Source organism: Mesorhizobium sp. M5C.F.Ca.ET.164.01.1.1, assembly GCF_004792125.1.
Lineage (GTDB): Bacteria > Pseudomonadota > Alphaproteobacteria > Rhizobiales > Rhizobiaceae > Mesorhizobium > Mesorhizobium wenxiniae.
This window is the reverse complement of the sequence record NZ_SRTG01000009.1, coordinates 65,776-90,271: the sequence shown is the minus strand read 5'-3', so window position 1 is coordinate 90,271 and position 24,496 is coordinate 65,776. Positions and strand designations below refer to the sequence as shown.

Genomic DNA, 24,496 nt, shown 5'->3' with positions numbered 1-24,496 from the left:
AAACCCGCGATCGAAGATCCCCGCTCAATGCTCTTCCCATCGTCCACCTCCATCGAGGTGGATGTTGAATCAGCACAAGACGCAGCTGTCACATCACAATCGATTCATCGATCACAGGACGTGCTCTCTAGGCGAGGCGAATGCTCCGAACTTCCAGGCCTTTCTTGCCCTGCCCGCATTCGACAAACACTTTCTGTCCCTCCACCAGCACGCTGAGCCCTGAGCGGTTCAACGCGTTAGCATGAACGAAAACGTCCTTCTCACTGTTATCGGGTGCAATGAAGCCGAAGCCTTTTTCGGGATTGTACCATTTGACCGTGCCCTGGCTCTTCAGCTGCGCACCCGTATCAGCGGTGGACTCTCCAGCGCTGCGCGTATCTGCCGGCGTTTTCGCGATCTGGTCGCTGATCTCCAGCACTTGCACGACCTGATGACCTCTTGGACTTTCTTCAACCGCAACCTTGAGACGTGCCCCCTCGGAAACAGCGCGGCTTCCGGCAACTTCCAACACTCGGATGTGCAGATAAGCTTCCGTGCCGTTCGACAGTTTGACGAAGCCAAAACCCTTGCTGGCATTTGTCGCTTGGCAGTTAATTATGAGAATCCCGTGTCAATGATTTCCGTGACTTAGCCGTCCGTCGCGATTTTTTGCAGTTAAATCGAGAACGAGCTGGCAGGATATTTTCTGTATTTCTGTGTGCTAGATCAAGGGATTTGCCTTAGAAAGAGGCCGATAACTTCCCTACAATTTCAATGCCATAGTGTGTCGGCGTCGGGGTGTGTGTGGTTCACGCTTTTGCATCTTATTTGAGAACCGACGCGCTGAGATTCTTAAGTTAAGTGCCACCGCCCGCACAAACTGCCGCATTCTTACGTTTAAGTGCCAAGCGACAGGATCGGTCCGGGCCGGACGATGGCGACCTCGACGACCAGATCGTAGAAGGTGCGCGGTTTGATGCGTGGCAGCATCGACATCTGGGCGCGGCTCTCGATCTGGAAGACCCCGATCGTGTCGGCCTTGCGGATCATGGCGTAGGTCGCCGGATCCTCGGCCGGGATCGTGGCCAGGTCGAGGGTCATTCCCTTGTGCTCGGCCAAGAGGTCGAAGCTGCGCTTCATGCAGGTGAGCATGCCGAGCGCCAGGACGTCGACCTTCATGAATTTGAGGATGTCGATATCGTCCTTGTCCCACTCGATGACCTGGCGGTCGACCATGCGGGCCGGCTCGATCGGCACTAGGTCATCGAGCCGGTCATTGGTGAGAACGAAGCCGCCTGGATGCTGCGACAGGTGCCGGGGCGTGCCCTCGAGCTGCTGCGCCAGCTCAAGCGTCAGCCGCAGCCTGCGATCGGCCATGTTGAAATTGAGCTCTCGAGCGCGCGTCTCGTCGATGCCTTCGCCGTGGCCCCAGACCTGGGACGAGAGCAACTTGGTGACGTCCTCGGGGAGGCCGAGGGCCTTGCCGATATCGCGGACAGCGCCCTTGGTGTGATAGCGCACGACCGTCGAGCAAAGCGCGCTGTGATCGCGGCCATAGGTCTCATAGACCCACTGCATGACGATTTCGCGCCGCTCATGCTCGAAGTCAACATCGATATCCGGGGGTTCCTTGCGCTCCTGCGAGACGAAGCGCTCGAAGAGGAGATTGTTGCGCTCGGGATCGATGCTGGTGATGCCCAGCACATAGCAGACGGCGGAATTGGCGGCCGAGCCTCGGCCTTGGCACAGGATGTCCTTGCTGCGCACGAACTGCACGATGGCATTCACGGTCAGGAAGTATGGCGCGTACTGCAGGATTTCGATCAGGCGCAGTTCGTGCTTGATGAGCGCCACGACCTTGTCAGGCACGCCTTCGGGATAGCGCCGCTCCGCGCCTTCCCAGGTGAGTTGTGCGAGCGCCTGCTGCGCCGTAAGCCCGGGCAGCATCTTCTCTTCGGGATACTGGTAGGCGAGTTCGTCGAGGGAGAAGCGGCACTGGCGCGCAATTTCGACTGTGCGCTCGAGCGCTTCCGGGTAGCGTGAAAACAGGCGTGCCATTTCCTCGGGGGGCTTCAGATAACGGTCGGCATGGCGCTCGCGCCGGAACCCCAGTTCGTCGATGGTGATGTTGTGGCGAATGGCGGTCACCACGTCCTGGAGGATGCGCCGGCCGGGCTCGTGGAACAGAACGTCGTTGGTCACCACGGTCGGCACCCGCATTTGTGTGGCGAGGTTGGACAGTTCATGGAGCCGGACCTGGTCATTGGGCCGACGGCGCAAGGTCAGCGCCAGATAGGCGCGATCGCTGAAGGTCTCCCGCAGTCGGCGCAGCTGCAGGGCGCAGGTGTCATCGGCGCGATCGGGAACGAGAACGGCGATCAGGCCCTCGGCATAGTCAGCCAGGTCGCTCCATTCGAGATGGCATTGCGCCTTGCCACCGCGTTTCTTGCCCAAGGTCAGCAGCCGGCACAGCCGGGAATAGGCGGCCCGGTCGGTGGGATAGACGAGCATCGACATGCCGTCGACGAGATCGACGCGGCAGCCGACGATGAGCCTGACGCCGGCGTCCTTGGCTGCCTGGTGGGCGCGGACGATGCCGGCCAGAGAGTTGCGATCGACGATGGCAAGGGCTTCAATGCCGCGCGCGGCTGCCTGCGCGAACAGGTCGTCGCAAGAGCTTGCTCCCCGAAGGAACGAGAAGTGGCTGGTTACCTGCAATTCGGCATAGTGCGGTCCGCTCATGCGAAGACCCCATGCAGGAACCATTTGTGGGAACCGGTCTCGGGATCCTCGCCGTCGCCGGCGCGGTAGATCCAGAAGCGCTCGCCGGACTCGTCTTCCACCTGGAAATAGTCGCGCACCGCGATCAGTTCGGCATCGCGGTGCCACCATTCGCCAAACACGCGTTCGGGACCATCGGCGCGGGTAACGCGACGCCGGATGCCGCGCCAGCTGAACCAGACCGGCGGATGGTCGGGCAGCAGGACCATTGTCTCGATGGGTTCGGGGTGGGTCAGCAGACGCGGCGGGCGAGGCCAGTCACCAGGCCAACTCGTCCCGTCGTCCGGCGCATTCGGCGCGATGCGGCGGACCGAGCGTTCGGGCACGTCACTCTCGACCGGGGCAAAGCGGTAGAGCCGCTGCTCGCCAATACGGTTGGCGAGCACGTCGATGAGATCGGTGATGTCGGGCTCCGGCTCCTCGACCAATGAGGAGATGATCTGCTTGGCTCCGAAAGGTTCGGCGAGCGTCGCGGCCAGGGTCATCACCTCGATGCCGAAACCGGGATCGACAGTTTCGATGCGGTCGGTCAGGAGGCGGGTCAGCCGTTTGACATCGCGCACTGGCACTGCGGTGCCAACGCGAATGGCTTCGATGCGGTTGTCGACGCGGTGAAGCAGCAGGTCCAACCGGCGGGCGCCGAGCCCCTTGGCCTCAAGCGCCTCACAGAGGGTTGCGACGAGCTTGCCGGTATAGCGGGCTATGGTCTCGGCGGCGCCGATCGGCTCGCCGAAGGCCCGGCGAACCTCGATGAGTTCGGGAGAGCGGGCGGGCTCGAAAGGTTCGCTGCGCCGCCCCATCGCCTGGTCCAGGCGACGGCCGAGTTCAGGCCCGAAGCGAAGGGTGAGAGAGGCGCGCGGAGCCGCCTCGACTTCGCATCCGCTCGAAGCCGAGCGTGAGCAGGCCTTCGACGATATCGTGGGGAAGCCGCAGGGCACCGATCGGAAGGGCGCGCATAATCGCCGGGGCTTGCCCCAATGGCGCGACGAAGGTCGGCCGGGCGAGGAAGCGCGCGCAGGCATGAGCGGCGCCCCACGTGTCCGCGACAGCGGCGCGCGCCTCGATACCGGAGGCCGCCATGCGCGAGACCAGTCCCTCGAGCATGGCGTCTTCACCGCCATGCAGATGGTCGGCGCCCGTGGTGTCGATGATGAGCCCATCGGGCGGATCGGCGGCGACGATCGGAGCATAGCGCAGCGACCAAAGTGCCATTCTATCGAGCGCCTCGGCATCGCCGGCTGCATCCAGGTCGAAGCTCTGCAGGTTGGACACCAGCACCTGGGCCTTGCTCGCCGGCATGCCCATGCGCAGGCCGGCCGCGCGCGCCGCTGCGTCCGCAGCGAGCACGAGCCGCCGGTTTCCCTGCCGGCCGAGCATGACGATCGGGGTTTCAGCCGATGGCGCGGACTGGCCCATTGCGCGTCGCAGGCGATCGGTCGGCCAGGTCGGAAAATAGAGCGAGACGACCCTTGTCATCGCAGGCTTCCACTTCAAAATCGGCGCTTTCTCCCGCCCGTACCCGGATCAGCTCGAGCTGCCAGCGAGCGCGGCCGATACCGGGGACCGGCAAGGGACGGGAGGGGAGCGCGGTGACCCGCCAGCGGGTGACCGCGGCGGTTGGTTGTCCAAAATCGGTCGCTTCGGTTTGTCGTCGCCAACGGCGGATGGCGATGCCGATGGCGCCGGAGGCTTCGGCGGCGAGTTGCAGTCGGCGGGAGGCGGTCATCGAGAGGCGTGCCAGTTCGGCAACGACGGCGCCTAGACCGCCATGGCGAAGCCCTTCTTCGAAGCAGGCGAGCACGGAAGCTTCGTCGCCCGCCTCGACATAGACGACACGGCCCGGCAACAGCCCAGCCTGGGCGAGGGCAGGGGCGAAGAGATCCTGCCGGGGACGCACCAGAGCACCTTCCCTTTGGCGCGCGCAGCAATCCCGGCGGCAAAGAGCGCCGCCGCGGCGCCATCGATCGCCCCGTTGCGGCCCCCGGCAACGTCGTGCAGCGCCCCGAGCGCCAGCCCGCCTCCCGGCAAGACCTTGTCGATCCTGGGAACGCCGAAGGGAAGCGTCGCACGGTTGCGCGCCGGCCCGCCTTCGAGGCGCGCGACTCGCTCGCGAAGCGCGGCGATAGCAGGGCTGGCGGCCGGCTGACCCATGAACGAAACACTCTCAAACTGTCTTCCCAATGGATTTCGGGGCTGATATGTTCCTTATTTGTTCTCTTCGGTGTCCGAGAGTCAATCGGACTCGTTGCGCCGCTCCGAGAGTTGATCCCAGACTCCCCCTGATCGAGGTGTGGTCTATCTTGATATGCCGCAGGTGATGCAGGGACGGCGAAGTGGGCGAGCGAAGCGACAGGGACCAACAAGTTGATGCGCCGCGGGAAGGCACGGCCATCCTTCGCAAGATCATCCATGTCGACATGGATGCCTTCTTCGCCTCGGTCGAACAGCGCGACAATCCCGACCTGCGCGGCAAGCCTGTGGCGGTCGGCGGCTCGGCCGCGCGCGGTATGGTAGCCGCTGCGAGCTACGAGGCCAGAAAGTTCGGGGTCCGATCCGCCATGCCCTCGATCACGGCGAAGCGCAAATGCCCCGAGCTCATCTTCGTGCCGCCGCGCTTTGACGCCTATCGCGCCGTCTCCCAGCAGATCCACGCGATCTTTGCCGAGCACACGCCACTCATCGAACCGCTCTCGCTCGACGAGGCCTATCTCGACGTCACCGACAATCTGCAGGGCATCCCGGTCGCCACGACGATCGCGGAAATGATCCGGGCCAAGATCAAGGCCGAAACCGGGCTGACTGCTTCGGCCGGCGTCAGCTACAACAAATTCCTGGCCAAGCTCGCCTCCGGCCAGAACAAGCCCGATGGGCTGTTCGTCATCACCCCGAAGCAGGGTCCCGCCTTTGTCGAGGCCTTGCCCGTACGGAAATTTCATGGTGTTGGCCCGGCGACTGCTGACAAAATGGCTCGGCTGGGCATCGAAACCGGCGCCGACCTGCGCGCACAGAGCCTGGCGTTCCTGGAGGAGAAGTTCGGGAAGGCGGGTCCGTACTATTACTGGATCGCCCGGGGCATCGACGAACGCCCAGTGCGGGCCGACCGCGAGCGCAAGTCCGTGGGGGCCGAAGACACCTTTGCGAGCGATTTGTTTGACCTCGAAAGTGCTCGCAAGGAGCTGGCGCCATTGGTCGGTAAGGTGTGGCGCTATTGCGAGGAAAGATCGATACAGGGTCGCACGGTGACATTGAAGGTGAAATTCGCCGACTTCCAGCAGATCACGCGCAGCCGCACGATCGGAGGCGTCATCGAGGGCGAAGCCGACCTAGCGACCGTCAGCGGCACCCTTCTCGATCAGGTATTTCCTGTCAGCAAGGGGATCCGCCTGCTCGGGGTGACACTTTCAAATCTAAATGGAACGCGAACCGAGGCCGATAGGCAGATGTCGCTCACGATCTAGGACTGGCTGCAGTTATCGGACTGCTTTTCGGATCCGCTCTGTCAGCGTTTGTTCGACATCGAAATAGCCCTTCCACGCGTCCGACTCCTGAGCCCGGGCGGCGGCAGTGAAAACGTCAAATGCGCTGGCACTCTTGAATGTCGGCAGCTCATCCCAAGTGACGGGTACGGCGCACGACGCACCGGACCGCGCGCGTGTCGACCACGGGCAAATTGCCGTGGCGCCCTGTCCGTTGCGCAGATAGTCGATGAACATGCGGCCCTTGCGTCTCGCCTTGCTCATATTCGCGACGAAGCGGGACGGATCGGTGCGGGCCAGCAGTTCGGCGAAGTCCTGGCAGAAGCCCTTGACCATTTCCCAGTCAGCCTCGGGAACGAGTGGCACGACCACGTGGACGCCCTTGCCACCTGATAACAGCGGCCAGGATTGGAGGCCGAGTGCCTCGAGAACGCCGCGGATGTCCAGCGCGGCCTGCTTGACGTCACCAAAGCCCAGGGCCTCGTCGGGGTCGATGTCGAAGATTATCCTGTGCGGCAAGTCTGGCTGCTGGCGAAGGCTTCCCCAGACGTGGAATTCAAGCACGTTCATCTGGACGCCGGCGATGAGGCCCGCCAGGTCATCGACCCACAGGATGCGGCTCTCCTTGCCGGACATCTTCTCCAACTGGCCGTCATGGATGGCCTTGGGCATGCCAGGCAGCTTGTGCTTCTGAAAAAAGGTCTGCTGCAGGTCGCCGTTGGTGTCGCGCACCAGCGATAGCGGCCGATCCTGGATATGCGGCAACATCTTCTCGGCGACCGCGGCGTAGTAGGCGGCGAGCGTTGCCTTTGTCACCGCAGTGCCGGGATACATCAGCTTGTCGGGATGGGTCAGGGTCACGCCAACCGCGCGGGCGATCTCCTTGCCCATAGCGGGATCCAGATTGGCCGTGGCGGCGGATGCGACGGTCTTGGGCGTTTCCATCACCACCTGGTCGGCGCGCTTGTCTTCGCGCATACCTTGGAAGCTCGGGTGACGCAGGCTGCCGTCCGGTGTCACCTCGGAATAGGTGACTTCGGCGACGAGTTCGGGATTCACCCACCTGGCGCGGCGCGCGATGTCGCGCGGCACGGATGCGAAGGCGGGCTTATCCAGAGGCCGCTTCTCCAACTGCGCGAGTATGGATTTGCGCATCGCCTCGGTGAACCCGGTGCCGACGCGGCCGCGGTAGATCAGCTTGCCGTTTTCGTAAGTGCCTAGGATCAGCGAGGCCATGCCACGGCCGGTGTCGCTTGGGCGGTAGCCACCGACCACGAATTCCTGTCGTTTCGTGCACTTGATCTTGAGCCAACTGGCGGTGCGGTCGCCGACATAGCGACTGTCCGCGCGCTTGGCGATGATACCCTCGTGGCCGCCGGCGCACATGGTGTCGAAGATCTTCTTGCCGTTGTCGGCGATATGGCTGGAAAACTGCAGGCTGTCGTCAGGGTCCCTCTCGCCCAGCAGTTCCGCAAGCCGTTCCTTGCGCTCGAGCAGGGGCCGGCTGGACAGATCCTCGCCGTTCAATTCCAGCAGGTCGAAGGCATAGAACTTGAGTGGCATGCCCGCGGCGATGCCGGTCTTCAGCATCGAGAAGTTGGTGCGGCCCTTGCTGTCAATCGCCATGATCTCGCCGTCGATCAGAGCTGAGCCCTTGGTGAGCGCCTGAAGTGGCGGCAGGATCACCTTGAACTGGCGGGTCCAGTCGTGGCCGTTGCGCGTGTAGACGACGACTTCAGATTCCGAGATGGCGACCTGGGCGCGATAGCCGTCGAACTTCATTTCGAAGAGCCAATTGGCACCGACCGGTATGTCGTCGGTCAGCGTGCAGAGTTGGAACGGACGAAACTGCGGTAGGGGGTATTTCGGGGTAGATTCTGAGTCCCTGCGCCGTGCGCGCTTTTTGGGGAGGCCAGCCTCTACGGCCGACATGGAGAGCCCGAATACATAGTACGATTCAATACTCTGCCCTGGGTTTCAGTTCCACACTGCGCGCCGATGAATTGAACCGGAAGAGTCCGGCCGCGTTGTTGGGAAATTGAAACGCAATCCTTGGAAAAAGAAATGGCTACGACTCAAACAACTCGCGGGCGCAGCCAGGACCGCGCGAAGGTCGCTGGTGGGCAGGATCACGAAGTGAAGTACGAGGCGGGCAAGACTGGCGCCAGCAAGGCGGACGTCAAGTCGGCCGTGAAATCGGTCGGCAACAGTCGCAAGAAGGTTGAGGACAAGCTCGGCAAGAAGTGAGCCGCGGCCGCAGGGCAGATGGTCCGCATCGCCACCTTCAATGTGAACGGCGTCAATGGCCGGCTGCCCGTGCTCCTCAAGTGGCTCACGGCGACCACGTACGACATCGTCTGCCTCCAGGAACTGAAAACGTCCGATGAGAAGTTTCCGGCCGAGGCCATTCGCGAGGCAGGATACGGCGCGATCTGGCATGGCCAGAAATCCTACAACGGAGTGGCCATTTTATCTCGCGGGACGGACCCGGTCGAACGCCGGCGCGGTCTGCCAGGCGATCCAGATGATAGCCACAGCCGCTACATCGAGGCCGGCGTGGACGGGCTCGTCGTCGGCTGCCTTTACCTGCCAAATGGTAATCCAGCACCTGGTCCCAAGTTCGACTATAAGCTGCGCTGGTTCGACCGACTGATCAGCTACGGCCAAGACCTGCTCAAAGCGGGCGCGCCGACTGTGCTGTGCGGAGACTACAATGTCGTTCCGACTCCAATTGATGCGGTCGCGCCGCGACGATGGCTTGGGGATGCGGTTTACTTCCCCGAAAGCCGGCAAGCCTATGCCGGGATGCTTGAGGATGGGTGGATCGATGCGGTCCGGCGCATCCATCCGGAGAAGGGCGTCTACACCTATTGGAATTTCTCCTTCGGCGGCGGCTACGACAGGAGTTCTGGCTTGCGAATGGACCATCTGCTTGTCAGTCCCTCGTTGTCGCCCCGCCTCCGCAATGCCGGGGTAGATGTTGAGACGCGAGGGTGGGAGAAGCCGAGCGATCATGCACCGGCATGGATCGATCTCGATTGAGCATCGACGAATACCCGCGAAGAGGGATTAAGCACTGACCAAAGTTTGAGTACAAATTCTGGTCATAATAAGGTTGTCGATTGCTACTGACCAATTTTTTTATATAATCTTCGGTCAGAAAGGCGGCCCAGATGCCAGACCCGACGTCCCACACGCTCGATCGCATTCACGACCGGATCATCCAGGCGGCGCCGGCCGGCGTATGGTCGCGCGCCGACTTTCTCGACATCGGCACACCGAATGCCGTTGAGAAGGCGCTGCAACGGCTCACCCTGCGGGGCGACATTCGCCGGCCCCATCGCGGACTCTATGACAAGCCCAGCGTCAGCAAGCTCACCGGCAAGATGGTGTTTCCGCCCCGGTCCTCGTTCGTCGACGCCATTGCCCGGCGCGACAAGCTGCGCGTCCTCGTCGACGGAATGACCGCCGCGAACGACCTCGGCCTGACGACAGCCGTCCCGGCGCGCTCAACGATCTATGCCGACACCTATCCGCGAACAATCGAGATCGAGGCAAGCGCCGGCGATCCGAAGGCGGTCCGGCCTGTCATCTACAAGCTTGATTTCAAGCGCATCGCGGCCAAGACGGCGTTTTGGGCTGGCCGGCCGGCCATGCGCGTGGTCCAAGCGCTCACATGGTTTCGGGACGAACGATCGAGCTTCGACGCGGCCATCAACGGGATCGTCCGGGATCTGTCACGCAATCCCGATCGGGACAAGATCGCACAGGACCTCCGCGACAACATTCATGCGGTCCCCGCGTGGATGTATCCACTGGTCGAGACAATCACGCGCAGAATCGCCGAGGATCAAACCGAAGGCGCGCCGGAGCCAGAACGCGCGAAGGGCGATCATGCAGAAGACGTTCATTGAGATCCTGCACTCGAGCATCGACGAACGCCGTACGCTCTTCGAGACAGTCGCCGCCCACTTGGGCACCAAGGCGGCAAATATCGAAAAGGACCTTTACGTCTGCTGGGTGCTCGACTTTCTGTTCAACCGCCGGCCGAACGATCCGGTTGGTCTGTATTTCAAGGGCGGCACCAGCCTGAGCAAGGCGTATGGGCTGGTCCGCCGATTTTCAGAGGATATCGACATCGGCATTTACAAAGCCGATCTGAACGTCCCGCTTGAAGCCGACATCGCCGCCCTGCCCTCCGTCAATCGCCAGCAACGCGCGCTCGCCGAGAAAGTCGACGAGGCCGCGCGGCAATATATCTCCGGACCGCTCAGAGAACTGCTGATGAAGGAGCTCGCCGTCGTGGAACAGGCGGCCGAGCGTCCTGGTCATTTCTCGCTGGGCTTCGGCTTTGATCTTTACCGCAACAAAGAAGCGCTCGACATCCTGGTGCTTGGCTACAAGAGCGTCTTCGAGGCCGAAGGCAGCTATGTGCAGGCGGCCGTTCGCATCGAAGGCGGCGCGCGACCCGATCCCGAACCCGCCGAGCCGCGCGAGATCGTGCCCTATATCGCTGCCGAGATGCCGGAAGGGCCGAGCCTCACCGTTCAGAACGTGACGACGGTGAGGCCTGAGCGCACGTTCTGGGAAAAGGTGCTGATCTTGCATGCGATGACCGAGATGACGGAGAAGCGGCGTCACGATGCCAATCCGGAACGGCCCGTGCCCGATCTCAATCGGTACTCGCGTCACTACTACGACGTCCATCAGATCTGGACGCACCCCGACTACGGTGTCGCAACGGCATCCATGCGCGAACTTGCCGAGGCGTGCCGACAGCACAAGGAGTTGATGTTTCGCGCGCCCGATCATCGTTACGATCGCGCGATACCGGGCCGCTATCGCCTCATTCCGACGGAAGACATGCGAACCAAGCTTGCAGCGGACTACCGGCGGATGTCCGCGATGATTTTCGGAACGCCGCCAGCTTTCGCCGAAGTCATGGCGAGCATCGAGGCGCTCGAGCAATATCTCAACGTCGCGACTACCAATGGCGGGGCACCATGAGCGCCGCGCCCTTTGCCCGCGTGGAACCTCCTGCGCCATGTAAAGCGCATCGCGTTGAAAGCCCGCTAAACAACGCCAAGTGAAAGGCCTAATGAATGCAAGAGGTTAGCGGCGGCATCCATACAGCTCATGTTTCTGAACAGGACCAGCCGGCGTCACACTGATCTGCGACGGACACCTCAAGGATGTTAAAGAGAGCGGCCCGTTCCGTGTTCGTTCGACCTTATCGTTGCTGAGCGTACTTTCGACGCTGTGCCCTCAAATACGCATGCAGCGCGTCGAGATGGCCTTGCCGCGGCTGCGATTGACTTCATTCCTCCAAATCGGTGCCGGATTGGTACAATCTCAGGCGCTGCTCCCAATGATCCGGTAGATCTCCGCCATTGCTCTGATGGATAATTCGCTTGAGTTCGCGAATGCCCTCCTGGATCAGCGCCCGGCCAGCAGAGGTATCCAGGCTCTTCATTGTCCAGGGCCGCTCCCAGAAGGCAGCCGGTATGCCTTGCACGAGGTTAGCCGCAGTGACGCCCGCCTTCTCGCCATTGTCTGCCATCACGGGGTCGTTCGAGAATGCTGGGTCATAATCCGACTTCAGCTTTTCAACGACCATCTCGGAGATCGTCTGGATGGTCGCTTTGAGCATCAGGTTTGGGAAGCCGGCAGCTGTTGCGGCAGTGATACCGTACTGACCGAAAACCGCCCGCCAGATAGCATAGAGTACGGCGAGCGCATCGGACTCGTCCTCCCGGGTTTCCGGAAAGGCACGCACGATGGCGCGCAGCGAGTTCTCGAGCGCGGTCGGCGGAACGAGGAGGGCGGCGTCTTCGAAGCGGTTGTTCACCCAGTCGACCAGCTTGTGGAATGGGCTCTCCGGATCTTCATTGAGCACGTCAACTGCTGTCGAATAATGCGGAGCGGTAATGGATGCCTGTGTGAGCCGGCTCCGCAGATTCGCTTCGATCTGCTCGAAATTCGCCAGCAGCGCCTTCAGGTTGCCAGTCGGAACCTTGTGTGACTTGTTGTTGATAGTCACGAACTGAAAGGCGCGCTCCACCTTCGGCAAGGACAAGAAAAGGCAGATTGGGACTTTCACATCATAGTCGAGCATGGACATGCCCTTGAGGCGATGCTGCCCGTCGATGATGAACGCAGCCCCCTTGATCCGCTCTGGATCGAAGGTGATCTTGGTCATGCCGTTCGCTGTGTCTTCGAGCACAAAGCCGGCTGCGTTTGCGAGGTCCTCCACCGATTCGGCTTGGGGGATGGATTCATCCAGCGCGATCGTCACGCTGGTAGGGATCACGTTGTTTGGCGACGCGTTGAAGAATTTGCGGATCTGCCTCCAGCGCGATTCCACCAGCTCGCGCTGAACGTTGCCCCGGTCAAGCTTGATGTTGTCGGCTTCTGCCCAACCGACCACCTCCTTGGCATCTGCCACGAAGACGAGGAACTTGACCTGCGCACCGGGGCGCTGCTCGACGAGAATACCAGTATAGCTAATCACGTATCTTGATTCCCTCTTCCTCCGCTCCCGCGTGCAGATCTCCGCAAGCGCCGCAGCCTATCTCGACGTTCAGGAAATGGTAGACGTCGCCCTGGTTCTTCCTGAACAAGAAAAGACGCTCGTCGGGCGCATCATAGAATTTTATCGAGCATCGGGCACACTCGCCTTTCTGTCGCCACAGGACTAGGAAACGCGCTCTGGCGTGGAACGCTCTTGCCACCTTCACGCTATCCATCGACGCCGTGATGAAGGCTTCAACCGCCTCATCAGCGAATGATAGCTTCACATCCTTGAACTTGTTGCAGGACTCACAACACCCCGCGAGGTTCGCCCGCGACCTGCTGCCACCCCGCTTCTGGGGGAACATGTGGTCCAATTCGAACGAACGATAATTCGCGTTCTTCATCTCGGCGTCGGGGTGCGGGCGATCCGCGTAATGCAGACCACGACCGCAGATATAGCATCGGTGGCCGTTGCCAGAGGCGAAGTCCTCGACCTCTCGCCGCTGCGTGGTTGTCAGGACTGCCCCCTTTCTCCGAATCCGAGCGCTGATCCTCGACAGTAGCCAGGCAATCTCCTGCCGCTGTTCCTCGCCGAGCGAGAGGACTTCCTCGACCGTGTCTGCCAGTCGATCCTGCCTCGCATCCTCCGGGAAGGTGGCCATCTCCAGATCAATCTGGCGTGCTCGGGTGACCAAGCGGGCGTGGATATAGCTGATCATCCTGTCCCTGACGAACCCATAAGTCTCCCGATCGACCAAAACGACGGGCGGCTCAAAGTCGATTGCGGAGCTTATCAATGACCAAAGGCGGGGACCCCAGTCCTCCTTCTTGCCGTCAACGTCATCCCAAAACGCGTAAGTACGCGGTAAATCTATCCGATAGGGTTCCAATCAGAACCCCCGTTCTGCGGCACACTAAGACTCATCTTTCCTCCCTGATGCTGCGCAAGCGGCAGCATAATATAAGCCTGATATGCACTCCAACCCATTGTTTCCCAGTCGCCCTATTCGGCCGCAGCCTTCATTGCGGCATGAAGGCGATCTGTCACCGCCTTCATGCGTTCGTACGCAGGCAACAAGAAATCGCTCCGATACCGGACGGGGTCTTTTTCGTTTAGAGCGTCGATCGATTTGAGACCAAGATAGACGTCGACCTGGCTGCCCCCGTTCGTTGACGAGTGCGCAAAAGCGCCCAACACCTGATCGGGGCGGATCAATCCTTGCTCCGCGCACCGATCAAGCGCGGCGAGAGGCGTAGGACCAAGGCCAACATAAAGCGCATCAGGGTTCAGCATCGAAAGCGACGGCACAAAATCTCTTTCGAAACTCTCCCGGAAGACCGGAGTTCGCAGAACGTCGTCAAAACTGCCAGCAAAGGGCTTTCCCCTCCGGAATGCCGCATGGGGGACTATGGAGGTTGCATGCAGTAGATCACTTCGATGCGCCCATAGATCCTCTTCTCTTTCAATTCCCAGGAGTTCGGAGAAGCCGAAATGTCGCATCATTTGCAGCAGTTTGGGTCGCATCGTCGGACCGCCGAATGCTCCATGTTTCTTCGCTTCGGCGAGAATTTTCTCGTTAGTCAGCCCAACCTTGATCTTACTGCTGACTGTCCGGTATGCGAGCGCGATCTGGTCTGGGCCGGGAGTGATCCCGACGACCACCAGGCGAGCGGCCGAATTCACGTGTTCGAACGGAATATAAAAGAGTTCGTCTCGTCCATCGACATCGAGGAGCGTCTCTGGTGTTCGAGCTGCCGCTTCACCACGCCGATTGATGACGTCGCGATAACGATCAAAAAAAATTGGTACTGCCATGAAGTCCCCGACCCTCGGACCTTATACCGCGACGACGCGAATATCCGAAAGCCCTATCGCAGCGACCGAATCGCGCAGACGGCCCTCCTTCAGTCGGTAGAATAGTTGAAAGTGCCGCAGAGGCCTTGGCTATTGACGTCGTGCGGAGCTTTCTTTGATCCAAAGACCGCCATCCCAAGCAGCGGAGAATTTCCGGACGACGACTTTTCGAGAAACACAATGTATCGGGCCGGATCAAATTTCGGAACGCCGCAAAGCGTGTTGCCGTTTTTGAGAGCGCCCGGATCCCGTGACATTTTGAAGACTTCCGCGGTCGCCATCCTGTCGTCCGCCTCCTCCCACGGACGCCATGATGCGCCCACCGACGTCAGCTCGACATTTTTGCCGTTCTCGAATGTGATCGTCAACTTGCTACCGCGGCTGGCGAAACCCGGATTTCCGGAGAGCCGTATTGCACCGGTGATCGACTTTGCGGTGCGGCTATACGGGTCGAATTTGCGCTTATCCTGCCAGACGTGATGTTCCATAGCTGATTGGGCCAACACTGGACCGCAAATGAGGAACACCGCGATCGCAAGGGCTACCGGATATCTGCGCTGCAAGGTCATCATTTCACATCCGTCTCTATTTTCATTGCACCCTGAACAGATTGCAGCTGTCACACCCGCGAGAAGATCTGTGTTGCATCTTAGCCTGTTGTCCTGCTTGCCACTCTTGAGCAGACACATCCTCTAGTCGTAGCCAGCGTAGAGCGGGCGATGTCGTTTTCACTTGGGGGAATGTTCGCTTTGTCCGCAACTGCAACCTACACCCTATCCTCCAACATTCGATCATCTTGTACAAAGACTCGGGTCCCGATCAGTCGCAAACTACACATCACAAAATAGCGGATATTCAACTCACGTGCAGATTCCCCACTGATCACGCAGCGTCCAAGAATTCCCACAGGTAGGGACAGCGATCTCGCGATCCGATTGCCGACTCAGGGAACCGCTCTTCCGAGCATGGCAGGGGGAGACTCGCACCTCGAAATCGGGGCCTTTGCTCAACAGAAAGTGCGCAAAAGGCCCAATAACTGCAGTCATTCACACCAAAGTTTCAGTAGGGCCTGCATTTATTGCGCCCACCGATTGCAAAAGACGTCAGTTTGCCGTAGCTATTGGACTAACACCGTGCCGGGGACCGCCGCTTGTAGCGAAAGCCCCAAAACACACCAGATGTAGTTTCGACAATGAAAATAAATAGGCAAGCGGGCTTTTTGAGGCGCAGTTATCGATGACTCCGGCAGCAGTTGCGCGAACCCTCGAACACTCAACCCCGAAGCCGATTGCAGCTCTGATTACTATCTGCACCCATCGAAAAATGGCGCGAGCGCCGTTCGCGGCAACAGCAGTTTCTTTGCGCCTGGGTCCACAGGAGGTGATTCAGACTGCTTGGAACACGAAGATGCGGGCGCTACCGCTCGCGGCCTCCGCCGGCGCACTCTACGCTGGTCGAGGGTTTGGACTCGCGACCCAGGCCGCAAATATCGCCGAGGCCAAGCTTTACGTCCTTTCTGCCGGGTTGGGCCTGGTGGATATAAACCGGCAAGTCCCACTCTATGGGCTCACTGTGTCGGGGGGGCACGCTGAGTCCGTCGCGGCACGGGTAACGGATGAGTTCGATCCCGGCGCCTGGTTTGCCAGCCTTATGTCAGGTGCGTATTCGGATCAATGGGGCGACGCATTCGGCCAAGGTTCTGGGCGAGTGCTCATCGCGCTTACCCGTCCATATGCCGAGATGGTAGGTAAGAGCTTGAGTGAACTGGGACCTCAAGCCTTGGCGCGGCTGCGAATCTTCGGCGCATCTCTTGCATCGGCCTTACCAGTTACACTCGCGCCATCGGTCCTGCCCTACGACGATCGGTTGGATGCGATCCTTCCAGGTACCCGGGCCGACTTTTCTCAGCGGGCCATGCTCCACTTTGTTCGGTTGGTGGCGACCAAACGCGACGCTTATGACCGAGACGCCGATTATGCAGCCGTAGAGGCTGCCATTGGAGGAGTGGCGGCCCCTGACCGCCCTCGCCGCCTACGCCGCAACGATGCGGAGATCGTTCAGCTAATTTTGGCGCGCCTTCGGTCGCAATCAGGCATTGCACGAATCCTCCGTGCGCTTCGAGATGAAGAGGGTGTTGCATGCGAGCAATCGCGGTTTAGTCGTCTCTACCGAGCCGCTATGGAGCAAAGGGGAGCCGCATGACGCGTCCGCGAAAGGCCAAGGAGGCAACGCTCGCTGTTCGCGCGGTCCGCACCGAACAGGCTGATAAAGCTGTCTATGCATTCTTTGTCGCTGGTGCCGACCTTCTCAAGTTTGCCGAGATCAGCCGCGTTCACCGGGACGGCGAAGGGTCTCTGCACGGATTTCAGCGCAAGGGCATTAAGAGCCACGTCCAAGCGATCACGGAGTTTCTTGATCAGGGGCCCGTGCTCTTCCCGAACGCCATCATTCTCGCGCTCTCGCCGCGCGCACGTTTCACCCAGACAAGGGGCGAAAAGCCTGGCGGCGACGTAAGGTCGTGTGAGGCGGGAACATTGCGGATCCCACTTCCAAACGACGGCCCAAAGGCGGCTTGGATTGTCGATGGCCAACAGCGTTCGATTGCCCTGTCTCAAGCTCAGAACAAGAGCTTTCCCGTTCCCGTCGTCGCCTTTGTGTCAGAGGAATTGTCCGTCCATCGCGAACAGTTCATCTTGGTCAACAAGGCGAAACCGCTTGACCCTCGGCTGATCAACGAACTACTTCCAGAAGTAGACACAGCCTTTCCGCGTGACTTGTCGTCTCGGAAAATCCCAAGCGAACTCGTCAATCTCCTCCAAACCTCTTCTGATTCTCCGTTCCAAGGCCTTATCAAACGGCTTTCTGAAGATTCCACGACCGCCGTTGTCACTGACTCGGCATTGATCAAGGCGATCCGCAACAGCATCAATAGCGCCCTTGGCTCACTCGCCCCGTATAAGGCGACAGCAGAGTGTCCCGCGGACGTGGATGCGATGTACCGTGCACTTGTCGCTTACTGGACCGCTGTCCGTCGCGTCTTTCCTGAGGCATGGGGTCGCCCACCTACCGAAAGTCGGCTTATGCACTCAGCGGGCGTCGAGGCGATGAGCCTCTTGATGGACCGTATCATGTCGCGAGCGGCGCCTGGGACGGACCTGCTACTCCACGCGACGGAGTCCCTGACGCGGATCGCTCCATATTGTCGCTGGACCAACGGCAGATGGGCGGAGTTGCAGCGCGATTGGAATGAGATTCAGAACGTTGGACGCGACATCAAACTGTTGTCTGGCCACCTAGCGCGCCTCGATCACATGCACGCATTCGCAAAGGTCGCCTGATGCGGTTCGTGTTCGCAGACAGCGTCGATACGATCGACCCTGAGTATGACTTCGTCGCGGATCGCAACGGCGCCGGCCGATCAGTTCACCGCGATGATCAGTACCCTCACGAGTTCCTAGAGCAGGCGCCGTATGACGGAATCTTGGTTTCCCGCACCATCGTGGGCGATGCGCGGCAGCCAGGAAAATATTCGGAAGCACAGTCGATGCGCTTTCGTCGCGAGGGCGCCCGACGCTTTCTGCGCTATCCGCTCGATCGATTTCCGGGAAGCCTGATGATGGGCGACTGCGGCGCCTTCACCTATCGGAATCTACCGGAGCCGCCGTATAGCGCCGACGACACAGCGGAATTCTATGCTGACGGCGGCTTCACGCACGGCTGTTCGCCCGATCACCTTATCTTTGACTTTGACGACATTGGTTTGACGCGGACCATGGATGACGTGCCAGAGGATGTGCGTCGTCGCTACGAAATCACTCTTCAGAATGCGACCGAGTTCTACAAATCCGCCGCAGGCGTAGGCCCAGGCTTCACGCCAATGGGCGTAATACAGGGATGGTCGGCTGAGAGTATGGCGCAGGCTGCCCGCAACCTGGCCAGTATGGGATATGACTATTTAGCCATCGGCGGCACTGTGCCGTTGAGGATCGATCAGATTCGCCGTGTCTTACAAGCGTTGCGTGAGACTCTCCCCGACAGGATCCGACTTCATCTCCTGGGCTTTGGCAAAATCGAGGAACTGGCCGCGCTGGAACAGTACGGCGTCACCAGTTTCGACACGACGTCTCCGCTTTTGCGTGCCTTCAAGGACGCCCGGAAGAATTACTGGGTGCGGACGGCCGACGGCGATCTCTCATACTACACCGCAATTCGTATTCCGCAGGCTACCCAGAACAACAAGCTCAAGCATAAGGCGCTGGAAGGCAGCCTCAACCAGGAGGACGCGAGGCGTCTTGAAGATGCCGCGCTTCGCGGCGTGCGTGCTTATGCCGACGGCGGCGCGACCCTGGACCAAAGCCTTGATGCCGTGATGGACTATTGGGCCGCCCTGAACTGGCACGACGAGGCATCACCGAGCCGTCGTGCGGACGCCGCAACCCGACAGCGCAAGGTCTATGCCCACACCCTTGGCGATCGGCCCTGGGAGCGGTGCAGCTGCCGAGTTTGTCGGGAGAGCGGTGTGGAGGCCGTGATCTTCCGCACCTCAAATCGTAACAAGCGACGCGGAATCCACAACCTACACGTCTTTCACACCCACTTGAGCGAATTCCGGCAGGAGAGCATATGAACAATCAACATTTTCTTCGGTTTGATGCGCTGGCACCGGTTCAAAGCGAGAAACTGACGGTTTTCACCTTCATTGCAAATGCTGCAGAAGTCGCACGCATTGCTCGTATCGAACGGGCGGGTCGCGATGACGCGGGGGCGCTCCAGGGCTTCCAGCGGCCGCAGATCGCGGGCCACATTCGCGAAATCCGTGATTATCTCGAAAAGCCGAACTCAATCTTGCCCAATGCCATCGTGGTCGCCTTCATGGGGCAAGCTTGGTTAGAGCCAGTGACGAATCCGGAAAGTCGCCTCTGCCAACTGGTCATAGATACGTCCAAGGGCCCGCCCGGTTGGATCGTTGATGGACAACAGCGTTTTACGGCGCTTTCGGAACTGCGAGGCCGCGACTTCGAAGTGCTCGTGTCGGGTTTCCTCTGTGAGACAGAGGAGGAATTGCAAAAACAGTTCATCCTTGTGAATAACACGCGCCCGTTGCCAAAGGCCCTAGTGTACGAACTGCTCCCAAAGGTGGGAGATCTGCCGCACCGCATGTCAAGCCGATCACAAGCGGCACTGGCTACAGAGGCGCTCAACTATCGCAAGGGATCGTCCCTAAGGGGTTTGATCAAGCAGCAAACCAACCCAAAGGGGGTCATCCGGGACACTGTGCTGCAGCGGGTTATCATGAACTCGCTGAGTGACGGGGCTCTGCGCCTTTACGCCGGCGAAGACAAGCTTTTGCTTGATCAGGGCGTCACAATGATGAGCGAGTTCTACCATGCAGTCCAACACGTCTTTGCAGACGATTGGTCCGGTAAGACGCCCAAAACGTCTCGGTTGATCCATGGCACGGGCATCATCGCCCTCGGTTATGTCATGGATTTTCTCAACAGCGTTACAGGCGCTTCTACACGCGACGAATTCGCGAGTGGCTTGCGACTACTGCAGGGAAAGACCGCTTGGAGCGAGGGCGAGTGGGAGTTCGGCGCTGAGCGCCGACGTTGGAATGGGCTCCAGAACGTTCCGTCCGATGTCCGCCAACTATCACTTCACCTAGTCCAGGTCCTCAAGCGGCGCCTCGCCGAATCCGCACGGGCAGCGTGAAAAGCTATGAGTTACGCAGTTAAGGAAATGTTTTACACTCTCCAAGGTGAGGGCCGCCAGGCCGGACGCGCGGCCGTTTTTTGCCGGTTCACCGGGTGCAATCTTTGGTCCGGCAGGGAAGCCGATCGCCTGAAGGCCGTGTGCCAGTTCTGCGACACGGATTTTGTAGGCACGGATGGCGACGGCGGTGGTCGCTTTGCAACATGCGATGACCTGGCGAGTGCCATTGAGGCGAAATGGTCACCGTCACTCTCTGAGCGCAGGTTCGTGGTATTAACAGGCGGCGAACCGCTGCTCCAAATCGACCCGCCTCTCATCGACGCCTTGCATGCCAAAGGGTTCGAGGTCGCCGTCGAAACCAACGGTACGCTCACGCCACCTCCAGGGATCGACTGGGTTTGCGTCAGTCCAAAGTCAGGTACTGAAATCGCGATTAAAACCGGAAACGAACTCAAGTTGGTATTTCCGCAGGTGGGCGCAGAACCGCGGCGCTTTGAAGCGCTGGCCTTCGATCATTTCCTGCTCCAGCCAATGGATGGGCCTGATCGCGCATCTAATACGCAGGACGCAGTCGCCTATTGCCTGGCGAACCCTCGTTGGCAACTCAGCCTTCAAACCCACAAGCAACTTGGAATCAGATGAAAATAACTCAGGCGTTCACCTTCGAGGCCGCGCACAGGTTGCCCCATGTTCCGTTGACGCACCGCTGTCACCGTATGCACGGTCATTCCTATCGAATCGAACTCCGCCTCGAGGGGCCTGTCGACTCTCATACCGGCTTCGTCGTCGACTTCTTCGACGTGGAGGCGGCGTTTAATCCATTGCTCGCCCAACTCGACCATCATTGCCTTAACGAAGTCGAGGGGTTGAACAATCCGACGGCCGAGAACATTGCGGTTTGGATCTGGAACCGGGTTAGGCCGCTTTTGCCACTGACCGCGGTAGTTGTCTACGAAACCCCGAACTGCTGGGCCGAGTACAATGGCTGACCCGCAACACCTAGTACAGGCAACCGATAGTGCGCTCGTTCTTTTTTCCGGCGGCCAAGACTCTGCGACGTGCCTTGCCTGGGCCCTCGATCGATTCGAGCGCGTGGAGACTATCGGATTCGATTATCGGCAGCGGCATCGCGCCGAGCTAGACGCGAGGGGCGAATTCCGAGCTGGCTTGGAGCACAATTTTCCCAAATGGGCCGCCAAACTCGGCGAGGACCGCGTCCTCGATCTGTCTGTGCTCGGCGAAATCAGCGAGACGGCATTGACGCGCGACGTTGAGATCGCGACTACAGAATCCGGTTTGCCGAACACTTTCGTGCCAGGGCGGAATATTATCTTCCTCACATTTGCTGCTGCTGTCGCCTACCGTCGAGGTCTCAAGCACATAGTGACTGGCGTTTGCGAAACCGATTTTTCCGGATATCCGGACTGCCGTGACGATACGGTGAAAGCGCTTCAAGTCGCCCTCAACCTAGGTATGGAGAGTCGTTTCGTTCTCGAGACTCCGCTTATGTGGATAGACAAGGCACAGACGTGGACCCTTGCCGAAGAACTAGGTGGGACGGCCCTGGTGAACTTGATCCGCACTAGCACTTTGACATGCTACCATGGGGAAGTCGGGAACATCCATGAGTGGGGACGAGGCTGCGGCGTGTGCCCGGCATGCGAGTTGCGCGCGAAGGGATATCGACAGTTCGCCAAGCGAACTGCAACGCTACCGCTGACGCAGGAGTTGTCCAATGGCTGAGATCGATCGCCTCCGTAGGACGGAAGGAATCGTGTTCGCTTTGTGCTTTGCTGGATGCATCCCGCTTGCGAACTGGCTCATCGGGAATGTTGGGACAACCTGTGTACCAAATGGTCCATGCCTGATCCCCGTGGCGCCCGGAATTGACGCTCCCAGCGGGGTGTTGGCGGTAGGTCTCGCCTTGGTGCTGCGCGACCTTGTGCAGCGGCGACTTGGCTTAAGTTGGACGGCTGCCGCAATTGCGATCGGCGCCTTGTTGTCGGCGAGTTTTGCGCCGCCAGCGCTGGTCGTCGCCTCCACTGTCGCTTTTCTGTTGTCGGAAATCGCAGACTTAGCGGTTTACACTCCACTGCAGCGTCGCGGATTCATCCGTGCCGCCGTCGCAAGCAGTATGGTGGGGCTTGTTATCGACAGCATCGTGTTTCTCGGCCTTGCTTTCGGTTCCGTTGAATTTTTGGCAGGACAAGTCGTGGGTAAGACCTGGATGGTGTTGGCCGCCCTTCCATTCCTGGCATTGCTGCGCGCGCGAGATCGTCGACTGGGCCTTATGCCGGCTTGAAATCTGGAAACCTGCGATCGGTACCCGCATAAAGCCGCTGCGTGAAGAGGATGCAAATCAAGATGGCCAAGAATGGGGAAAGTCTTTCATCTTGGAGAGCCGTTTGGAATGCCTTTTGGTCGACAGACATCGAGCATTTTCCTCGCTTAACCGAGTCGCGAAGTACTGTATCGCTCACCAGTGAGCAGATACTAATGGAAATAGCAGCTGAAACGGAAAAACTCATTGACACCACATCTGGCAGCGAAATTGACAAAAGTAGCTCGGGAATTCAACCGCCAAGCGAGATCCTCAAGGCTGCTCTGCAGCGAGGCAGGGAGTCACTCGACGAGGTCAAGGACCTTACCGAATATCAAGATCAAAAAGCGTTCCGTCTCCTGACAATCGCCACGTTCTTAAGCGCACTCTCCGGTGTATTGTTCGCGCGCTTCAATGAAGCATATCCACTTCCCTCAATGAACATGCTTTTGTCATACAAGGGATTTCTTATCGGGCTGACTTATCTCGTTTTCGCCATATTCCTGGTGAGCGCAGTTAGTGGGGCATTGGTCATTTTTCATGCCACACGTACGCGGTTCAAATTTCCGACAACCGATCCCAATAATCTCCAACGCGAACTGGCCGAGCCAAAGTCGCATCTTTTCTTCCCGGCAATTATTGCTGTGCGCCCATCAGCTTGGGCTGCGTCGTTTGTTACAGCGGCGCCCACGTCAGATTCCGTTCACCTACGTCCAGATCTTTCTATTCGATACCTGCGCAACTACCTTGGCGAGAGCTATCTGGTAGCGGCAAAAGTCGCAGACAAGGTACGATATCTCGAACCGGCGCAGAACACACTTGCGTTCGGACTTCGGTGCCTCCTTGTCTGGTTGGCGCTTCTTGGACTTGTAAACATCCTTGTTGGGCCAACGCCAATGGAGAAAAGTGCCCAGGTCGTCGAGAACGTGCACCCAACTGGAACCGGCGCAGAAGCGGTCGAGCCAAAGCCGGATTCTACCAATCGATCGAACGAGGATCCTTCAGCGACTAAGCCGATTCAAAACGACAAGGTAGCTCCGCAGTGAGGGGAGCAGTTGTCAAAACGAACGTACTCACCGATGCCGACAACACATTGTGGGATACAGATCGCGTCTTTGCGTCTGCCCAACTCGAACTGCTAGGGTTGGTAGAAAGGGCTCTAAAGAGGGAAGCGATCCCCGAGGATAGGCTTGCGTACGTTCGGTCTCTGGATCAGATGCTCGCAGAGCGACATCACGCCGGCCTTCGTTATCCACCACGCCACTTGGCTAAGGCAATTGCACTAGCGCTCACTGGAGTCCGCGCTCAGGAGGCGGCCAGATTGGCGTGGACGAGCGCGACCGAGCGGCAAGTGATTGGGGACCTGGAAGCAGAAACCGCCGAAAGAACATTCCTCGCTGCCGTTCAACGTTTGCCTGATCTCCGTGACGGAGTGGCTGAAGGTATTCATGCCCTGCATACGGCTGGTTGTCTGATTACTGTTGTCACCGAGGGATCCCGGGAAAAGGCAGCGCGGACAGCACGCTCGCACGGGATCGGCCATTATATCGATCGGATTATCGAGGCGCCCAAGCATTTGGGCCTCTACAAGCGCGTCCAATTGCTGCCGGGTGTTTCATCCCCCGGATATATGATCGGCGACCAACTCGAGCGGGATATCCGTCCGGCTAAGGAGGCTGGGTTGATAACGATCTACTATCCTGGTGGTTTCAAGCCGCGATGGGAGGCGGATCCCCAGCTGGTTCAACCGGACTTCACAGTTTCGTCCTTTGCCGAAGTGCCGGCGATCGTGCTGAAGGCAAGTCACCCTCCGCAGAAATCCAACAAATTCCACAGCCAACCCCAATGAAGCTCGCTCTC

Annotated in this window: 22 protein-coding genes and 2 pseudogenes; 15 read left to right on the top strand and 9 right to left on the bottom strand. The window is 59.6% G+C overall.

Features of this window, described 5'->3' with window-relative positions:
- Nucleotides 1-127: 127 nt before the first annotated feature.
- The 4 genes and pseudogenes from EN807_RS37505 to EN807_RS29685 form a co-directional block, all read right to left on the bottom strand.
- Nucleotides 128-511: a cold-shock protein gene (locus EN807_RS37505; RefSeq protein WP_348627912.1), complete on the bottom strand. Its 384-nt coding sequence runs from the start codon at nucleotides 509-511 to the stop codon at nucleotides 128-130.
- Nucleotides 512-876: 365 nt separating this feature from the next.
- A complete protein-coding gene (locus tag EN807_RS29695) occupies nucleotides 877-2,721 on the bottom strand; it encodes a PHP domain-containing protein (RefSeq protein WP_245485836.1) in 1,845 nt (614 codons plus the stop codon).
- Nucleotides 2,718-4,236: pseudogene (locus EN807_RS29690) on the bottom strand (DNA polymerase Y family protein). The gene EN807_RS29695 and the pseudogene EN807_RS29690 overlap by 4 nt, the downstream one beginning before the upstream one ends.
- Nucleotides 4,151-4,911: pseudogene (locus EN807_RS29685) on the bottom strand (ImuA family protein). Before EN807_RS29685 ends, EN807_RS29690 begins: the two co-directional pseudogenes overlap by 86 nt.
- A gap of 266 nt (nucleotides 4,912-5,177) precedes the next feature.
- On the opposite strand from EN807_RS29685, the gene dinB reads away from it, so the two are divergent.
- Nucleotides 5,178-6,218 carry a DNA polymerase IV gene (gene dinB / locus EN807_RS29680; protein WP_128177326.1) on the top strand — a complete coding sequence of 347 codons (1,041 nt, stop codon included), beginning with the start codon at nucleotides 5,178-5,180 and terminating at the stop codon, nucleotides 6,216-6,218.
- Nucleotides 6,219-6,230: 12 nt separating this feature from the next.
- On the opposite strand, the gene ligD is transcribed toward dinB, so the two are convergent.
- A complete protein-coding gene (gene ligD, locus EN807_RS29675) occupies nucleotides 6,231-8,168 on the bottom strand; it encodes a DNA ligase D (RefSeq protein WP_135937743.1) in 1,938 nt (645 codons plus the stop codon).
- A 132-nt stretch (nucleotides 8,169-8,300) separates the two neighbouring features.
- Between ligD and EN807_RS29670 the strand changes: the two genes are divergently transcribed.
- The 4 genes from EN807_RS29670 (at nucleotide 8,301) to EN807_RS29655 (ending at nucleotide 11,243) form a co-directional block, all read left to right on the top strand.
- Nucleotides 8,301-8,483 carry a DUF3606 domain-containing protein gene (locus EN807_RS29670; protein WP_128177328.1) on the top strand — a complete coding sequence of 61 codons (183 nt, stop codon included), beginning with the start codon at nucleotides 8,301-8,303 and terminating at the stop codon, nucleotides 8,481-8,483.
- Between the two features lie 18 nt (nucleotides 8,484-8,501).
- A complete protein-coding gene (xth, locus tag EN807_RS29665; protein ID WP_127210560.1) occupies nucleotides 8,502-9,278 on the top strand; it encodes an exodeoxyribonuclease III in 777 nt (258 codons plus the stop codon).
- Between the two features lie 131 nt (nucleotides 9,279-9,409).
- Complete coding sequence (locus EN807_RS29660; protein ID WP_128177298.1) at nucleotides 9,410-10,150, top strand: DUF6088 family protein; 741 nt, start codon at nucleotides 9,410-9,412, stop codon at nucleotides 10,148-10,150.
- Nucleotides 10,131-11,243: a nucleotidyl transferase AbiEii/AbiGii toxin family protein gene (locus EN807_RS29655; protein ID WP_128177300.1), complete on the top strand. Its 1,113-nt coding sequence runs from the start codon at nucleotides 10,131-10,133 to the stop codon at nucleotides 11,241-11,243. The genes EN807_RS29660 and EN807_RS29655 overlap by 20 nt, the downstream gene beginning before the upstream one ends.
- A 310-nt stretch (nucleotides 11,244-11,553) precedes the next feature.
- Here the strand turns inward: EN807_RS29655 and EN807_RS29650 are convergent, their stop codons facing one another.
- The 4 genes from EN807_RS29650 to EN807_RS29635 form a co-directional block, all read right to left on the bottom strand.
- On the bottom strand, nucleotides 11,554-12,747 hold the full coding sequence (locus tag EN807_RS29650) for a DGQHR domain-containing protein (protein ID WP_164759459.1): 1,194 nt from the start codon (nucleotides 12,745-12,747) through the stop codon (nucleotides 11,554-11,556).
- Nucleotides 12,740-13,468: an HNH endonuclease gene (locus EN807_RS29645; protein ID WP_127208244.1), complete on the bottom strand. Its 729-nt coding sequence runs from the start codon at nucleotides 13,466-13,468 to the stop codon at nucleotides 12,740-12,742. The genes EN807_RS29650 and EN807_RS29645 overlap by 8 nt, the downstream gene beginning before the upstream one ends.
- Before the next feature lie 284 nt (nucleotides 13,469-13,752).
- Nucleotides 13,753-14,565: a hypothetical protein gene (locus EN807_RS29640; protein ID WP_127208243.1), complete on the bottom strand. Its 813-nt coding sequence runs from the start codon at nucleotides 14,563-14,565 to the stop codon at nucleotides 13,753-13,755.
- A gap of 89 nt (nucleotides 14,566-14,654) precedes the next feature.
- A complete protein-coding gene (locus EN807_RS29635) occupies nucleotides 14,655-15,176 on the bottom strand; it encodes a hypothetical protein (protein ID WP_127208242.1) in 522 nt (173 codons plus the stop codon).
- Nucleotides 15,177-15,840: 664 nt separating this feature from the next.
- On the opposite strand from EN807_RS29635, the gene EN807_RS29630 reads away from it, so the two are divergent.
- The 10 genes from EN807_RS29630 to EN807_RS29585 all read left to right on the top strand — a co-directional run bounded on the left by EN807_RS29630 (nucleotide 15,841) and on the right by EN807_RS29585 (nucleotide 24,485).
- Nucleotides 15,841-16,806: a hypothetical protein gene (locus EN807_RS29630; protein ID WP_135937742.1), complete on the top strand. Its 966-nt coding sequence runs from the start codon at nucleotides 15,841-15,843 to the stop codon at nucleotides 16,804-16,806.
- On the top strand, nucleotides 16,803-17,942 hold the full coding sequence (gene dbpB / locus EN807_RS29625; RefSeq protein WP_127208241.1) for a DGQHR domain-containing protein DpdB: 1,140 nt from the start codon (nucleotides 16,803-16,805) through the stop codon (nucleotides 17,940-17,942). Before EN807_RS29630 ends, dbpB (EN807_RS29625) begins: the two co-directional genes overlap by 4 nt.
- Nucleotides 17,942-19,231 (top strand): tRNA-guanine transglycosylase DpdA, encoded by a 1,290-nt coding sequence (gene dpdA, locus EN807_RS29620; protein ID WP_127208240.1) that lies wholly within the window; start codon nucleotides 17,942-17,944, stop codon nucleotides 19,229-19,231. The genes dbpB (EN807_RS29625) and dpdA overlap by 1 nt, the downstream gene beginning before the upstream one ends.
- A complete protein-coding gene (gene dbpB, locus EN807_RS29615) occupies nucleotides 19,228-20,316 on the top strand; it encodes a DGQHR domain-containing protein DpdB (RefSeq protein WP_127208239.1) in 1,089 nt (362 codons plus the stop codon). The genes dpdA and dbpB (EN807_RS29615) overlap by 4 nt, the downstream gene beginning before the upstream one ends.
- Nucleotides 20,317-20,322: 6 nt before the next feature.
- Nucleotides 20,323-20,958 carry a 7-carboxy-7-deazaguanine synthase gene (gene queE / locus EN807_RS29610; protein ID WP_127208238.1) on the top strand — a complete coding sequence of 212 codons (636 nt, stop codon included), beginning with the start codon at nucleotides 20,323-20,325 and terminating at the stop codon, nucleotides 20,956-20,958.
- Nucleotides 20,955-21,305, top strand: coding sequence for a 6-carboxytetrahydropterin synthase QueD (gene queD, locus EN807_RS29605; protein ID WP_128177302.1), 351 nt, complete (start codon nucleotides 20,955-20,957; stop codon nucleotides 21,303-21,305). The genes queE and queD overlap by 4 nt, the downstream gene beginning before the upstream one ends.
- A complete protein-coding gene (queC, locus tag EN807_RS29600) occupies nucleotides 21,298-22,059 on the top strand; it encodes a 7-cyano-7-deazaguanine synthase QueC (protein WP_127208236.1) in 762 nt (253 codons plus the stop codon). The genes queD and queC overlap by 8 nt, the downstream gene beginning before the upstream one ends.
- Entirely contained in the window at nucleotides 22,052-22,618 is a 567-nt protein-coding gene (locus EN807_RS29595) for a VUT family protein (RefSeq protein WP_128177304.1), read from the top strand. The genes queC and EN807_RS29595 overlap by 8 nt, the downstream gene beginning before the upstream one ends.
- A gap of 62 nt (nucleotides 22,619-22,680) precedes the next feature.
- Entirely contained in the window at nucleotides 22,681-23,682 is a 1,002-nt protein-coding gene (locus tag EN807_RS29590) for a hypothetical protein (RefSeq protein ID WP_135937741.1), read from the top strand.
- Nucleotides 23,679-24,485 carry an HAD family hydrolase gene (locus EN807_RS29585; protein ID WP_127208233.1) on the top strand — a complete coding sequence of 269 codons (807 nt, stop codon included), beginning with the start codon at nucleotides 23,679-23,681 and terminating at the stop codon, nucleotides 24,483-24,485. The genes EN807_RS29590 and EN807_RS29585 overlap by 4 nt, the downstream gene beginning before the upstream one ends.
- The last annotated feature ends 11 nt before the right edge of the window (nucleotides 24,486-24,496 follow it).